We start from the raw sequence: 14,728 nt of genomic DNA, 5'->3' as shown, positions 1-14,728 counted from the left end.
ATTCAATATGATTGCCAATAACAAACATTTTATACCTGCCTTTCTATTATTTGGATTTTTTGTTAATGCTCAACAATCGAATGATACAATTGATATTTCGATAAGACCTTACACTAGTTTGAGAGGTCATCTTGCCGTGCATGATAAAGTAATGGAGCTACAAGAGAATGCCTCTCGTGCTGGAATTGAAATTAATCTAAAAAAAGGAAATATTGCATTTGTAGCTGGTGTTGAATTACAAATAAATATGTTCAAAGGAAACTCGTCATTTAATGTTGATGGAAATCTAGATAGTGATCTTTTGACAATTGTTTCAGAACAAAAACAACAAGTTTTTGGTAATCGCTTAGGTTACTTAGGAATTGATTTGTCTAAATATGGTAAAATAACATTTGGTAAACAATGGAGTGTTTACCGAGATGTTACAGCTTATACAGATCGTTTTAATGTATTTGGAGGACGTGCTTCTGCAACTTTTACAGGTGGAACAGATGGAGGTTTGCTAGGAACAGGACGAGCAGATCAATCAATAATTTACAGAAATAAAATTAAAGCTTTTCAATTTGGTGCTCAAATCCAAACAAAAGGTGGAAATGATGATAAAATTATTGATGGTTTTGGTTTTTCTGCTCAATTAGAATTAAATCAAAATATTAGTATTGGAGCTGCATTTAACCGTGCTTTTATAGCTCAAAACTTAATTGATGATAATCATATTTTAGGTTTATCTGGGCATCCAACTTTTTATTCAATTGGTTCAAAATATATGAGTAAACAATTTGATGTTAGTCTACTTGGAATCCTACAACAAAATGGAGATTTTACACCTATTTCATATCAATCTGAAAATACAATTAATCCTTCTTATGTTTTTGATGCAAAAGGTTTTGAAACTGCTATGAAATATAAACTAAATAAATTTTCAATTTTAGGAGGTTATAATTTATATGTTCCTGAAACAAAGAAATGTGTAGAAAATGTTAGTATTGATAAAAAATTCAGACGAAGTGATTTGATTACCGGATTAGAATATTATCCGATCAAATATGTACAATTGTATACAGAACAGCGCATCTCTTTTGGTAAAAATTATGCTGGTAAAAAAGAACAAAGTGTTTTTACATTGGGAATGAAACTAGATTTATCTAGACAATTTAACAAGAAACTTAACCTATAATAAACCATAACTAACTTAACTTTTCTCTCTATTATTTGAAATAATTAATAAAACGAAACTTAAAAAATTATGTTTAACTTTTTTCAAAAAAGCACATTTTTAATTCTTTTAGCATCAAGTATGCAAACTTTTGCTCAAGACTCAATTCAACCAGATAATTCTTGGCATTTCAAAGTAGAGCCAAATATGATGTTGCCACATATGAAAGGAAAAGCGAGTGTTTCTCGACTCCCGAATGTACATGTAAGTCAATCTCCGTCAGACTTTTTTGAGCATTTTAAATTTGCTGGAATGTTAACTTTTGAAGCTGAAAACAAAGATTGGGTAATTACATCCGATATTATTTATGCTTCTTTAGCTGCAAATGTTAAAAAAGATCCTTTAGTTTTGGATGGTAAATTAACAGCAAAACAATTCTCTTTTGAAGCTGGTTTATTAAGAAAAATAACTCCTTGGTTAGAAGCTGGAATTAGTATGAACCTTGTAAATATTAAATCTGGATTTGATGTAAATATGATCAATCCTAAAACAGGTCAAACAATGCATCTAGATCGCAGTATTTCTAAAACGTGGGTAGATCCTATGTTGGTTGCAAGAACAAGAAATTTACCAAACAAAAAGTTTTTGTATAATGTTTCTGGAGAAATTGGAGGATTTGGAATTGGATCAAAATTAGCTTGGCAATTAGAAGGATTGGCTGGGTATCAATTCTCTAATTTATTTTACGCAATGGCGGGCTATCAAATCATAAGTATAGACTACGAAAAAGGAAGTAATAATTCCAATTTTGTTTATGATATGGATATGTTTGGACCAATGATAAAAGTTGGCTTTAACTTAAAATAATAACCTTAAAATAAATATATTATGAAAAAATTATTTGTATTATGTGCTTTTACTGGCATATTATTCACAGCTTGCGAAAAAAAGACTGAAAGTACTCCTGCTACTGAAAATAAGTCATCACAAAAAATCGATGATTCAACTTCTCAATCTGCTTTAGATTGGGACGGAACTTATGAAGGCGTGATTCCTTGTGCTGATTGTGAAGGTATTAAAACAGAATTAACCTTAAATCAAGATAATACATATACCTTAAAAGAAGAATATATCGATAAAAATCTGAAGGTTGAGAATCAAGGTAACATTACTTGGACTGATGATGGTAATTCAATTTCTTTAAAAACGAAAGACGATGAATATAAACGTTATAAAGTTGGAGAGAATATTTTATTCCAATTAGATTTAGAAGGAAATGAAATTACTGGAGCTTTAGCACAAAATTATCAGTTAAAGAAAAAATAAGTAAGATAAATAAGAAAACGTAGCCAAATATGGTTGCGTTTTTTTACTTTTATAAAAATAAATTAGAAATGACTTTCAAATCACCAATCATATCAGCACCAGAATTACATAATAATTTGCATCTTAATAATTTAATTATTTTAGATTGTACGATTGATAAAGTTGGAAAATCGATTAAAGATCAAGAATTAAAATTAATTCCGAATTCTCTTTTCTTTGATTTGGAAGGAAAATTTTCTGATCATTCTTCGCAATTTCCTCATACACTTGTTGATGAAGAAACTTTCACAAAAGAAGCTCAAAATTTAGGTATTAATCAAGATTCTATCATTGTTTGTTATGATCGTTGGGGCGTTTATTCGAGTCCGAGAGTTTGGTGGATGTTTAAATCAATGGGACACAAAGAAGTATATGTTTTAGATGGCGGATTACCTCTTTGGCAAGAAAATAATTTTGATACAATTTCTACTTATTTTCAACCTACTGTAAAAGGTAACTTTATTGCTGATTTTCAATCGAATTGGTTTGCTGATACACAAGTTATGTTAAATGCAATAAATGATGATTCAAAAACGATTATAGATGCACGATCAGCAGGGCGTTTCAAGGGTACTTCTCCGGAGCCAAGACAAGGTTTACGAAGCGGTCATATTCCAACTTCTAAGAATTTATTTTTTGAAAATGTTTTGACTGACACAACATATAAATCAAAAGAAGAACTGAAAGCAATTTTCGAAAAATTTACAGATTCATCTAAAGAAAATATTTTTTCATGCGGTTCTGGAATCACAGCTTCTATCCTAGCCTTAGCTTCGACAATTGCAGGTTTTGATGAGGTAAAAGTTTATGATGGTTCTTGGTCTGAATGGGGCGCTGACGAAAATTTACCGATTGAAAGATAATTTTCGACTTCTTTTTTCAACGAAATATAATCATTTAATTTTACAACTTTTACATTTTCACTATCTTGTAAACCACAAGCGGTTGTTGTAATAATTGGAATTCCATAAGAAACAGCTTTTATAGGTTGACGTGGTTGATTTTCGATAATTGTTGGATAAATGATTAAGCCAATTTCATCATAATTTTCATTAAACTTTTCAACTTCTATATGATCCCAAAAATTCTCCATTTCGAGATTTCGTCCAAGAATTACAAGTTGTAGATTGAGTTCTTTCGCTAATTTTCGCATTTCATATGCTCCTTTTCTACCAACTGCAGAAGCAGGAAAAAGAATTTTATTCCCAGTTTTTTGATTCAAATTTTGTTCAATATTCCAATCAAGTTTCACAATTTTATGTTGAAACATTTTCTGAATATCAGTATGTGGACTTATAATTCTTTGCGCTTTATTTAATACATTATTTTCTAAATCAATTAAATTTTTATTTGCTCTAAAATCTTTCAAAGTCTTACTTTCTGGATAAATGAAATGTGAATAATCCAATCTTTCATGCAAAGTTTCAATAGGTAATCTTGTCATCAAAACATCAAAAGTTCTTCCTCCTAACATTCCTTTTTTATAAATAAATGGCAATAGATTTTGACTAATAACTAAATGAGTACTTTCGATTGGAATTAATTTTGAAGCAGAATTTGCTATTTTTTCATCTAATTGTAATGATAACTCGAATGGATTTTTGTTTTTAGAAAATCGTAATTTCAAAGCTCTATAAATTCCAGAAAATAAAGTCTTCTTGCTATCTTTATGAGATGAAAAACTCCAATTATAGCGATTCGTTTTGACGAAAAAATTCTTTTTCATCGAAAATATAAAACGATCATTCTCATTTATATTTTTCGAAATATATTTATCATATTCTGGCCATTTTTCATCCAAAATATAAGTCGTCGTTTTGATTTGCTGATTTTTATGTGTTTGATCTTCATGTTGATGACAACTATCGTTTCCACACGAATAACAATCATTTAAAAAACTGAAAGCCAATTTACTATCAATATTTTCTGATAATTTTAAATCTTTATTTTGACTTTTATAACGAACAATTAAATGAGTAGAAGTTAATTCAGTTTCGATTCTAAAATCATAAGCCGAACGAAAACGTAAATCAATATAATTCCATTTTACAGTCGCATCGCGATCTTTTTCCGCCAACGAACCTTGTATGATTTTGGTATGTTTATGACGTTCAATAATTTCGAAATTTGCGTTCAAAGCTGCATCATACAACGCATTAGATAATTGGCACAAACCTCCAGCAATCGTAGGGACAATACAACCTTCTTTTATTTCTCTGCCCACCACATAACCTTGTCCATAATTTGGATTACCAATATGTTTCCAGAAACTAAATGTTTCGTTTGCTTTAATTTCTAAACCATTAATTTTTTGAGAAGCAATTCGTAGATTCTGAATTTTACCAGCCGTTAATATCCAATTATCTTTTGTATCATTTGGGTTCCAAAGTTCACTTTCAGAAAATGCAATAATTGGTTGATCAATTAATTTTGAATCAAATTGAAATTTTGTAGTATTATCTTGAATATTTTTCAGCCAACGAAGACCAATTAAAACAGAAGATTTTAATTTAAAAATAAGACTTTTTGTAAAACTATGTTGTTCTATAAGTTCTGGTTGACTCAAAATAGTAGATTTAGGTTATGCATTAAAAATAATAAAAAATATCCAAATCTATTTCACTAATTTTAGTGAATTATCTCCATTTATCCATCTCGAAACGAACAGAAAAAATGTTAGAATATAATCCCAAGCCACTGTCCCCAAAGTTTGTCAAAGCATAATCAATCGAGATTCCTTTGTATTTGAAACCTACCCCAACATTTGGCTGAATTTGAGTTTTATCTTTCCCATCAAATTGCGAAATTTTCTGTAAATTATTCAATCCTCCACGTACAAAAACCATGTCATCATAACCTAATTCAAGACCAACTTGTGGCGAAATCGAAAATCCTTTTCCAGAAATTGCGGCATTAGTTTGTTGAAATTCGATATTCATATCAACTTCTCCCAACAACGAAACTCGTTCATTAAAATCGAAACGTTTTCCAACTCCAAATTGCAATTTAGGCATTGTTAATTCGATATTTTCTCCAGGCAAATCATTTAAAATTGTTGGCTCACCTTCACTATTTGGGTCATCAACTGTAATTTCTTTTACCTTTTCTTTGTTGATACTCCACGCATTGAAAGTTGTCGTAATATCGCGCGCCATCAAACCAAAATACATTTTATTATCGGTACGATATTGCAAACCAAGATCAATCCCGAAACCAAATCCTTGCGCAAATTTCCCTATATGACGATAAACAATTTTCGCGTTTGCACCAAACTGAATATCTTTATTATTAAATACATTTCCTGCATAAGACATCGTCAAAGCGTAATCTGCTGTAGAAAATTTTGAGATTTTATCGTAATTAATATTTCCTTGATTATCAATTAATTCTGTCGTATTTAGAATATCATCAACACCAAAACGCGTAAACGAAAATGCAATCGTAGAATTACTTTCTCTCAACGGAATTGCAACCGCTGCATAATCAAATTTCGCAATTGACTGAAAATATTCAGCATGCATCGCCGCAGCTTCCCAATCATAGGTAATTTCCGTTAATCCAGCAGGATTCCAATAAGCCGCATTTGCATTTCCAATATTCGCCACAACCGCATTACCCATTGCAAACGAGCGCGCATCAGCACCAATATTCAAAAACTCGTTCGAATATTTGCGTGTGGTTTGAGAAAAAGCAAATTGACTTGCAAAAACAGATAATATAAGGAATGTCTTTTTCAAAATTGATGAATTACGAATATAAAAACTCAAAAATAGTGGTTTTATTGTGTTTAAAAAGGATTCAGATTAATTTTTGTTTGTACTTTTGTGATGAAAAATTCATTTATGAAATTATTTACAATTCCAAATTTTCTAACACTACTTAATCTTTCGTGTGGTGTATTATCAGCCATTTTCATGATTTCGAGCAATGCACAAATCACAACTACCACAGTTACAATTGTGATGGTTTTGATGTTGATTTCGTTGGTTGCCGATTTTTTGGACGGAATGGTTGCGCGATTAATGAATATTGGTAGCCCAATTGGAAAAGAATTGGATTCTTTGGCAGATTGTATTTCGTTTGGTGTTGTACCAGGATTGATGTTATTTTCGATGTTTAATCATTTTTCAACTGATTTTATTTATGAAAATGAGAATTTAAAAATTGCCGCAATTTCATTATTTGCCTTTTTAGTTCCGGCTTTTTCTGCGTTACGTTTGGCAAAATTTAATTTAGATGAAGATCAAACAACGTATTTCAAAGGTTTGGCAACGCCGTCGAATACCTTATTTATTTTCTCATTATTTTCTATCTATTACAATAATGGACAAATTATAAATCCTTCTGTTGATCCGTATTTATTAATTGCCGTTTCTATTGTATTTAGTATTTTATTAATTGTCGATTTACCATTATTTGCCTTAAAATTTAAAGGATTGAGTTGGGCAGAAAATTATTATAAATACATTTTCTTAATCATTACATTAGGTTTAGTAGCTTGGTTACAAGTCGCTGCAATTCCGCTAATCATCTTATTGTACATCATCATCTCAATCATTTTCAGAAAAGAAATTACAAAATGAAATTAACTAAAAATATCTGTTTCTTTGATTTAGAAACAACAGGAACTAATGTTTCAAAAGACCGTATTGTCGAAATCTCTATCGTGAAAGCTTTGACAGATGGTTCAAAAGAAGTAAAAACTTGGAAAGTTAATCCTGGAATTCCAATTCCACCAGAAACAACTTTAATTCACGGAATTTCTGACGAAGATGTTGCCGATGCGCCTTCTTTCAAAGAGCTTGCCCCTTCAATTATGGAAATGATTAAAGATTCTGATTTGGCTGGATACAATTCAAATCGCTTTGATATTCCGCTTCTAGCAGAAGAATTATTGCGTAACGGTTTTGATTTTGATTTATCGAAACATCGTCCAATTGATGTGCAAGTGATTTATCATAAAATGGAACCTCGCAATTTAAGCGCTGCTTATAAGTATTATTGTGATAAAGATTTGATTGATGCGCATTCTGCAGAAGCTGATACGTTAGCAACTTACGAAGTTTTGATGGCACAAATCGAGAAATATGACGAGCTTGAAAATGACAATAAATTTTTGAGCGAATTTTCATCTCAACGCAAAACGGCTGATTTAGCAGGATTTATTCAGTACAATGATAAAGACCAAGAAATCATTTCTTTTGGTAAATATAAAGGACAAGTTGTGACGGATATTTTCGCGAAAGATCCAGGTTATTATGCATGGATTCAGAATGCTGATTTTCCTTTATATACAAAGAAAGTTTTTACTCGAATCAAATTACAAAACGGTTTTTAAGCGATGAAAATTATTTGTGTCGGACGAAATTACGTCGAACATGCAAAAGAATTAAATAATCCAATTCCAGAATCTCCAATGTTTTTCATGAAACCAGATTCTGCAATTTTGCGAAAAGGTTTTCCTTTTGTTATTCCAAGTTTTACAAAAGAAGTTCATTTTGAAACGGAGATTGTGATTAAAATTGATCGAGTTGGAAAAATGATTCAGCCTCAGTTTGCAGATCGTTATTTCTCTGAAATCGGTTTAGGAATTGATTTTACAGCGCGAGATGTACAGCAAGAATTAAAAGATAAACGTTTTCCTTGGGAAATTGCGAAAGCTTTTGATGGTTCTGCATTTGCTTCGGATTTCTATCCAAAAGAAAATTTTGATTTAGAGAATTTAGCGTTCAAATTAGATCGAAATGGAGAAAACGTACAAATAGGAAATTCAAAAGATATGATTTTTCACATCAATACGTTGATTGCGGAATGTTCCAAATATTTTACCTTGAAAAAAGGCGATTTAATTTTTACAGGAACGCCAGCAGGAGTTTCTAAAATCAATTCAAAAGACACCTTAGAAGGTTATTTGAATGATGAAAAAGTATTCGAAATAAAAGTGTTATAATCATTAAAATGAAAAATATATTTTCATTTATTATTATATTTTTATTGTTTTCTTGTAAAAAAGAAAACAATATTGTTGCACCTGTAATTCATGAGAATGTAATAACAATGAATTCAATTTCTGACAATTACGATTCGATTACTACAAAAGTGAAGAAACTTGGTGATGAAGATGCTTATTCTGAATTATTTTATCATTTAAAAGATTCAAATTTTGAAGGTAGAACAGATTCTTTAATGATTTATTCAAAAATAATGGCAGAAAAATATCACTTTGAAAAAGCTTATATAGATTATTTGGATGCAGTAACTGAAAAACATGGAATTGAAAATAATATTGGAAATTATTCAACAATTAACCTTTCACAATTAAAATCTAAAGAAAAGCAGGAAATTATTGATTGGCTTTCTAAAATGGTTGAAAAAGGAATAATTACAGAAAAACAATTTCAAGAAGTTAAAAAATAATAAAAGAGCGAAATTTCGCTCTTTTATTATTTATACCACTACCTTTAATCAGAAATAAAATTAAAAATGGAAGACTATCTAAAAATTGAAGAAAAACTACAAAATGATTTTGATTTATTGAAATCTAAAAAGAATAAAATCAGCAATATCAGGCTTATTGCATTTATTATTTCAATTGTATTTTTCTTGCTTTATGTTACGTCGAGCAACAATTTATATTTGATTATTTCTTCTATTTTATTTATTGTTTTCATCGTTTTAGTGGTTAAAACTTCTAAAATTTCTTCGCAACTCAATTATTCAATTCAAGCATTAGAAATTATTAATCAAATAAAATCTGATAATTCTATCGATCAATTTGTTGAGGATAATTATCAGTTCAATAATGTTTACAACAAAGATTTAGATATTCTAGAAGGAAATTCAATCTTCAATCGAATCAATAAAACGCAAACTCGAATTGGAAATTTACAGTTAAAACATTTTTTATCGAATTTGATTTTAGACAAATCAGAAATTATTGATAGACAAAATGCTTTTACAGAATTGGCTGAAAAAAGAAATTGGATTGTGACATTTTTGACGTTTACTAAGCGATTAAACATGAATCAATCTTCCATTTTTGTGTTCGAAAATCGTGTATTCAATATAGATTCAATAAAATTACTTCCAATCATTATTTCTGTTCTGAATATTTTGTGCTTTATCGCTTTAGCAATTATTGGTTTTCCGAAAGAAATTGTTTTTTATTGGATTTTGTGTGCAGTTATTATTTCGAATGCAATTTCCATGTTTTATAAACAACAACTTCGACGAATAGCAGCTTACACAACGATGAAAGCAGATGAATTGGATAATTTATATGAAGTCTTTAGACATATTGAAAATGAAAATTTTGAATCAAAACTAAACGCTGAAATTAAAAATATGTTTGTAAATCCTTTCAAATCATCGGATTTAATCAAAACAATTTCTTCCACAAAAGAAACCTTAGACGCTGCTAACTTCCCTATTGTCGGATTCGTTTTAAATACGTTTTTCTTATGGCGATTACATTATTCGATAAAATTTGAAAATGAAGTTCAAAAAACGGTTCATCAAATCAAACCTTGGTTAGATGAATTGGCGAAATTAGAGGCTTTTGTATCGTTTGCTTTGTTTAATGATAAATACAAATCATTTACTTTTCCAGAAATTGTAGATGAACCTTATGCGTTAAAAATAACAAATGGTTTTCATCCTTTATTAGATGAAAAAACGGTTGTGAAAAATGATTTTGAAACCAATCGACCAAACAATATTGCGATTATTACAGGCGCAAATATGGCCGGAAAAAGTACTTTTTTGAGAACAGTTGGAACTAATTTGGTTTTGGCAATGAATGGTGCAAAAGTAAGTGCGGAAAAAATGTCTTTTTACCCAATGGATTTATTTACAAGTATCAGGACAGTCGATAATCTGTCTTCTGGTGATTCTTATTTCAAAAATGAGATTAACAAATTGAAAATATTAATTGAACGTTTAGAAAATAATCAACCACAAATCATCATTTTAGATGAAATCTTAAAAGGAACAAACTCTGAAGATAAACTGATCGGTTCGCAGAAATTTTTAGAAAAATTGATCAAATCTCCTACAAAATTGATTGGTTTTATCGCAACACACGATTTGGAATTAACGAAAATGGAAAGTGAAAATCCAGCTCATATTATTAATTATTGTTTCGAATTAAAAAACGTGGACAACAATTATTATTCGGATTATAAATTAAGAAAAGGCACGACCAAAATGATGAATGCCATTTTCTTAATGAAACAATTTAGGATTATTGATTAATCTTAAATTGTTATTTCAATTCTCTAATAAAATTTGCATCAATCGTATTAAAATCATCTACAATGCAATTAGCTTTTGAAATATCTTGTTGTTTCGAATTTACACTTTTGTAACCCAAACAATACAAACTTGCTCGTAAAGCCGCTTCTACTCCATTTTTACTATCTTCGATAACAATACATTCGCTATGTTCGGACTTTGCTAAATCAGCGGCGTGTAGAAAAATTGCTGGATCTGGCTTTGATTGTGGAAAGTTTTCGCCAGAAACTTTATGCGTAAAATATTGATTTAGCTCAAAACGATTAAAAACACGGTCAATTGTAGATTTCGAAGCCGAAGAAGCTAAAATCAACTCGATTCCATTATTGTATAAATCTTTAATCAACTTCTCTACGCCATCAATCAAATACAAATCTGGTTTTGTATCGAAAGCTTCATTAAAAATCGTACGTTTTCTCAAAACCAAATCGTCTACTTCTTCTTTCAAATCGAATTTATCTTTTAAGATTTGATAAACATTTTTTGTCGATTGTCCTGTAAATGTGGTAAATAATTCTTCCGTAACTGGAATATTCAGTTCTTTATAATGTTCGAAATAAGCATATTTATGTACTGGTTCTGTATCGACAATTACGCCGTCCATATCGAAAATCGCAGTTTTAATCATTATTATTTTATTTCTACAAAATTAACTTTTTTAAGAGAATGATGTAAAAGTTTGAAATTTAGAATGATTTTAAATTAATCGATTATATTACTGATATAAAGGGTTATATCCGAAACTAAACAACAATACTTATGTTAAAACTTAACATTAAGATAACATTTGCACGCTTTTTGTAAAATTCTTGGCATAACAAAGTTAAAAACTGAAAATTTAATAAAAATGAAAAAAGTATTATTAGTAGCTGTAATGGCATTAGGAATTTCTCAAGTAAATGCTCAAAACTATAAAAATGCTTTAGGTGTTGTTGTAGATTTAGGAGACGGTGAAACATTAGTAGGTCCACAATTCAAACACTCTTTTGATGGAAAAAATGCGGGTAACATACAAGTTATGTTTGGAGATAATATTACTGTTTTAGGTGCAGATTATACGTATAATCAACCGTTTTCTGGTGCAAATGGATTAGGATGGTATGTAGGTGTAGGACCTCAATTATCTTTTGTAGATGGAGGTAAATTTGAAGACAAAACTTATTTTGCAATTCGTCCGCAAGCTGGTTTAGAATACAAAATCCCTTCTGCTCCTTTGGCTTTACATTTTGATTGGAAACCTTGGTGGAATTTAACAAACGATTCTAACTTCGAAGCTGGGCGTTTTTCTTTAGGATTTAAATACACATTTAACTAATCAAACGTTAAAAATATAGCAAGCCACTCACTTGAGTGGCTTTTTTTATAAGTAAAATCATATAATCTATACACAAATTAATTTTATTCCTCTGAATTAATCGTTATTTTTGAATAATTTTGGATTTTATCTAAGACCAATCATAGATTAACACTATTATTTGATTATTCAAGATATAATTCCGAATTTTAACTTTAGTATTAGATTTAATAACATTTATAGAAGATGAAACAATTAATTGGGACAGGAGTTGCTTTGGTTACGCCTTTTCAACAAGATGGTACCTTAGATTATGCTGCATTAGAAAATTTAGTAAATTATAGTATCGATGGCGGTGTTGAATATTTAGTTATTTTAGGAACTACTGCAGAAGCAGCAACACTTACAAAGGATGAAAAGAAACAGGTAATCGAAACAATAAAGAAAGCGAATGCTAATCGTGTTCCGATGGTTTTGGGTATTGGAGGTAACAATACGGCAGAAGTTATTAATGAATATCAAGAAACAGATTTAAGTGATTATATCGCAGTTCTTACGGTTTCTCCTTATTATAATAAACCAAATCAAGAAGGGATTTACCAACATTATAAAGCGATTGCGGAAAGTACAGATGCCAACATTATTTTGTATAATGTTCCTGGTAGAACGGGTTCTAATATCTCAGCAGATACAACAATTCGTTTAGCAAATGAATTCAAAAATATTGTTGCGATTAAAGAAGCTTCACCAGATTTCTTACAATCAACAGATATTATTCGTAAAAATACACGCGAAGATTTCAATATTATTTCTGGTGATGATGAATTCGCTGTTCCAATGACTTTAGCTGGAGGTTCTGGCGTTATTTCTGTTATTGGACAAGGTGTTCCAACTGTTTTTACAGATATGATTCGCAAAGCAATCAACAAAGAAGTTGTTGCTGCTTACGAAGGTCATTACAAAGTTGTAGAAATTACACGTGCTATTTTTGAGGAAGGAAATCCTTGCGGAATAAAAGCTGTTTTAGATAACAAAGGCGTTTGTAAACCATTTACAAGATTACCTTTAGTTCCAGCATCAGCTAACTTGACAACAAAAATTAACCAATTATTATCAAACATCTAAAAAAATAAAGCTATGATAAAAGATACAATATTAGACGCTTTAAACAAACAAATCAAATTAGAAGGAGATTCTTCTCAATTATATTTAGCCATGGCTTCTTGGGCAGAAGTGAAAGGTTTGGAAGGAACTGCAAATTTCTTGTACTCGCATGCAGACGAAGAACGTATGCATATGTTAAAATTAATTAAATTTATTAACGAAAGAGGCGGAAAAGCGTTTGTTCCACAAATTGAAGAACCAAAACAAGATTTCACAACATTGAAAGAAGTTTTTACTGCAATTTTAAACCACGAATGCTTTGTTTCTGAATCAATTAACGATATTGTAGGCTTAACATTGGAAGAAAGAGATTATTCAACTCACAATTTCTTACAATGGTATGTTTCTGAGCAAATTGAGGAAGAAAAATTAGCAAGAAATATCTTAGATAAGTTAGAAATGATCGGATCTGACAAGGGAGGTTTGTATCTATTTGATCGTGACGTAGTTACATTAAGCGCAGACACAACAGCGGAATAAATCAAAACTTTGAGATTTTATTAAGAGGATAAGAAAAAAATATTTTATACTTTAGTCCTCAAATTTTATTAAATTTGCAGAATGTTTAAAAAACTAAGCTTAGTAGTTTTAATTGGCGCTTCTTTAGTGTCTTGTAACAAGACCTATAACAAAGCGATGAAAAGTACGGATAAAGACGAAATCTTTACATTGGCTACACAATTGTATCAAGATGGTAAATATGATTTGGCAAACGAATTGTATGAAAAAATTTCTACATCATTTGTAGGAACAGAAAAATCTGCGGACATTGCCTATAATATGGCACAAGGTAACTTTAACGAAAAAAGTTTCCGTTTAGCAGGACATCAATTCAAAAGCTTTGCAGGAGCTTATCCTATGGATAGCCGTGCAGAAGAAGCTTTGTTCAAATCGGCATTTTCTTATTACAAAGATTCGCCAAAATATGACTTGGATCAAACAAGTACATATACAGCAATCAGTGAGTTACAAGGGTTTATCAATTCGTATCCAGAATCAGCACACGTTGCAGAAGCAAATAATTATATTACAGAACTTAGACAAAAATTAGAATTAAAGTCTTTCGAAATTTCTAAAGTTTATTACAAAACAATGAAATACAAGGCTGCTGGAGTTTCTTTTGACAATATGGTTGATGAATATCCAGATTCTAAATTTCGTGAAGAAGCAATGATGTATTCATTACGTTCTAAAACAGAATTGGCGTTAAATTTCTCTCGTATCGAGAACAAAGATTTACGTTTACAAGATGCTAGAACACAATATTTATTGTTAACAAGATATTATCCTCAAACAAAATTTAAAGCTGAAGCTGATAAATTGATGGAGAAAATCGACAAAGATATGGTGGAGACTAAAAAACAATTAGCTGATATAGAAGTAGCTAAAAAGAAATTTGAAGCTGATCAAGCAGAATTAAGCAAAGAGCAAAATAATAAATAATAGTAAAATATATA

Annotated in this window: 16 protein-coding genes; 13 read left to right on the top strand and 3 right to left on the bottom strand. The window is 30.2% G+C overall.

The features are described from left to right. The first annotated feature begins 7 nt into the window (after window positions 1-7). The 4 genes from B4A23_RS03290 (at window position 8) to B4A23_RS03275 (ending at window position 3,384) form a co-directional block, all read left to right on the top strand. Window positions 8-1,177: a porin gene (locus tag B4A23_RS03290; RefSeq protein ID WP_291116821.1), complete on the top strand. Its 1,170-nt coding sequence runs from the start codon at window positions 8-10 to the stop codon at window positions 1,175-1,177. Between the two features lie 69 nt (window positions 1,178-1,246). Further along, window positions 1,247-2,023, top strand: coding sequence for a hypothetical protein (locus B4A23_RS03285; RefSeq protein WP_291116818.1), 777 nt, complete (start codon window positions 1,247-1,249; stop codon window positions 2,021-2,023). Between the two features lie 21 nt (window positions 2,024-2,044). Beyond that, the gene (locus B4A23_RS03280) at window positions 2,045-2,482 is read left to right on the top strand and encodes a copper resistance protein NlpE (RefSeq protein WP_291116815.1); all 438 of its coding nucleotides are present in this window, start codon (window positions 2,045-2,047) and stop codon (window positions 2,480-2,482) included. A gap of 68 nt (window positions 2,483-2,550) precedes the next feature. Then, complete coding sequence (locus tag B4A23_RS03275) at window positions 2,551-3,384, top strand: sulfurtransferase (protein WP_291116812.1); 834 nt, start codon at window positions 2,551-2,553, stop codon at window positions 3,382-3,384. Here the strand turns inward: B4A23_RS03275 and B4A23_RS03270 are convergent. Together B4A23_RS03270 and B4A23_RS03265 are read right to left on the bottom strand one after the other, a co-directional pair. Further along, window positions 3,327-5,087: a VanW family protein gene (locus B4A23_RS03270; protein ID WP_291116809.1), complete on the bottom strand. Its 1,761-nt coding sequence runs from the start codon at window positions 5,085-5,087 to the stop codon at window positions 3,327-3,329. The two genes, B4A23_RS03275 and B4A23_RS03270, sit on opposite strands and share 58 nt — an antisense overlap. A gap of 70 nt (window positions 5,088-5,157) precedes the next feature. Then, window positions 5,158-6,258 (bottom strand): PorV/PorQ family protein, encoded by a 1,101-nt coding sequence (locus tag B4A23_RS03265; RefSeq protein ID WP_291116806.1) that lies wholly within the window; start codon window positions 6,256-6,258, stop codon window positions 5,158-5,160. A gap of 105 nt (window positions 6,259-6,363) precedes the next feature. Here B4A23_RS03265 and B4A23_RS03260 point away from each other — a divergent pair, with 105 nt between their 5' ends. The 5 genes from B4A23_RS03260 (at window position 6,364) to B4A23_RS03240 (ending at window position 10,774) form a co-directional block, all read left to right on the top strand. Next, window positions 6,364-7,104, top strand: coding sequence for a CDP-alcohol phosphatidyltransferase family protein (locus tag B4A23_RS03260; RefSeq protein WP_291116803.1), 741 nt, complete (start codon window positions 6,364-6,366; stop codon window positions 7,102-7,104). Further along, a complete protein-coding gene (locus tag B4A23_RS03255) occupies window positions 7,101-7,859 on the top strand; it encodes a 3'-5' exonuclease (protein WP_291116801.1) in 759 nt (252 codons plus the stop codon). Before B4A23_RS03260 ends, B4A23_RS03255 begins: the two co-directional genes overlap by 4 nt. Before the next feature lie 3 nt (window positions 7,860-7,862). Next, window positions 7,863-8,471 carry a fumarylacetoacetate hydrolase family protein gene (locus B4A23_RS03250; RefSeq protein ID WP_291116798.1) on the top strand — a complete coding sequence of 203 codons (609 nt, stop codon included), beginning with the start codon at window positions 7,863-7,865 and terminating at the stop codon, window positions 8,469-8,471. Between the two features lie 107 nt (window positions 8,472-8,578). Further along, window positions 8,579-8,938, top strand: coding sequence for a hypothetical protein (locus B4A23_RS03245; RefSeq protein ID WP_286514113.1), 360 nt, complete (start codon window positions 8,579-8,581; stop codon window positions 8,936-8,938). 66 nt (window positions 8,939-9,004) lie between these two features. Further along, window positions 9,005-10,774, top strand: coding sequence for a MutS-related protein (locus B4A23_RS03240; protein ID WP_291116794.1), 1,770 nt, complete (start codon window positions 9,005-9,007; stop codon window positions 10,772-10,774). Between the two features lie 10 nt (window positions 10,775-10,784). Here the strand turns inward: B4A23_RS03240 and B4A23_RS03235 are convergent, their stop codons facing one another. After that, window positions 10,785-11,441 (bottom strand): HAD family hydrolase, encoded by a 657-nt coding sequence (locus B4A23_RS03235; RefSeq protein WP_291116791.1) that lies wholly within the window; start codon window positions 11,439-11,441, stop codon window positions 10,785-10,787. Between the two features lie 219 nt (window positions 11,442-11,660). On the opposite strand from B4A23_RS03235, the gene B4A23_RS03230 reads away from it, so the two are divergent. From B4A23_RS03230 to B4A23_RS03215, 4 genes are all read left to right on the top strand, one after another. Continuing rightward, window positions 11,661-12,128: a hypothetical protein gene (locus tag B4A23_RS03230; protein WP_291116788.1), complete on the top strand. Its 468-nt coding sequence runs from the start codon at window positions 11,661-11,663 to the stop codon at window positions 12,126-12,128. Between the two features lie 225 nt (window positions 12,129-12,353). Next, window positions 12,354-13,232 carry a 4-hydroxy-tetrahydrodipicolinate synthase gene (gene dapA / locus B4A23_RS03225; protein WP_291116785.1) on the top strand — a complete coding sequence of 293 codons (879 nt, stop codon included), beginning with the start codon at window positions 12,354-12,356 and terminating at the stop codon, window positions 13,230-13,232. A gap of 12 nt (window positions 13,233-13,244) precedes the next feature. Next, complete coding sequence (locus B4A23_RS03220) at window positions 13,245-13,751, top strand: ferritin (RefSeq protein WP_280050906.1); 507 nt, start codon at window positions 13,245-13,247, stop codon at window positions 13,749-13,751. 81 nt (window positions 13,752-13,832) lie between these two features. Further along, complete coding sequence (locus B4A23_RS03215; protein ID WP_038334250.1) at window positions 13,833-14,714, top strand: outer membrane protein assembly factor BamD; 882 nt, start codon at window positions 13,833-13,835, stop codon at window positions 14,712-14,714. Window positions 14,715-14,728: the final 14 nt, after the last annotated feature.

The organism is Empedobacter sp. UBA7248 (assembly GCF_002472945.1).
In the GTDB taxonomy this organism is placed as follows: Bacteria; Bacteroidota; Bacteroidia; order Flavobacteriales; family Weeksellaceae; genus Empedobacter; species Empedobacter falsenii_C.
The sequence above is the reverse complement of the archived record's forward strand: the minus strand, read 5'-3'. Positions and strand labels throughout refer to the sequence as shown.

Coding starts and splice junctions, on each gene's coding strand:
- B4A23_RS03290 (WP_291116821.1), top strand. CDS start 8: ATGATTGCCAATAACAAACATTTTATACCTGCCTTTCTATTATTTGGA.
- B4A23_RS03285 (WP_291116818.1), top strand. CDS start 1,247: ATGTTTAACTTTTTTCAAAAAAGCACATTTTTAATTCTTTTAGCATCA.
- B4A23_RS03280 (WP_291116815.1), top strand. CDS start 2,045: ATGAAAAAATTATTTGTATTATGTGCTTTTACTGGCATATTATTCACA.
- B4A23_RS03275 (WP_291116812.1), top strand. CDS start 2,551: ATGACTTTCAAATCACCAATCATATCAGCACCAGAATTACATAATAAT.
- B4A23_RS03260 (WP_291116803.1), top strand. CDS start 6,364: ATGAAATTATTTACAATTCCAAATTTTCTAACACTACTTAATCTTTCG.
- B4A23_RS03255 (WP_291116801.1), top strand. CDS start 7,101: ATGAAATTAACTAAAAATATCTGTTTCTTTGATTTAGAAACAACAGGA.
- B4A23_RS03250 (WP_291116798.1), top strand. CDS start 7,863: ATGAAAATTATTTGTGTCGGACGAAATTACGTCGAACATGCAAAAGAA.
- B4A23_RS03245 (WP_286514113.1), top strand. CDS start 8,579: ATGAATTCAATTTCTGACAATTACGATTCGATTACTACAAAAGTGAAG.
- B4A23_RS03240 (WP_291116794.1), top strand. CDS start 9,005: ATGGAAGACTATCTAAAAATTGAAGAAAAACTACAAAATGATTTTGAT.
- B4A23_RS03235 (WP_291116791.1), bottom strand. CDS start 11,441: ATGATTAAAACTGCGATTTTCGATATGGACGGCGTAATTGTCGATACA.
- B4A23_RS03230 (WP_291116788.1), top strand. CDS start 11,661: ATGAAAAAAGTATTATTAGTAGCTGTAATGGCATTAGGAATTTCTCAA.
- dapA (WP_291116785.1), top strand. CDS start 12,354: ATGAAACAATTAATTGGGACAGGAGTTGCTTTGGTTACGCCTTTTCAA.
- B4A23_RS03220 (WP_280050906.1), top strand. CDS start 13,245: ATGATAAAAGATACAATATTAGACGCTTTAAACAAACAAATCAAATTA.
- B4A23_RS03215 (WP_038334250.1), top strand. CDS start 13,833: ATGTTTAAAAAACTAAGCTTAGTAGTTTTAATTGGCGCTTCTTTAGTG.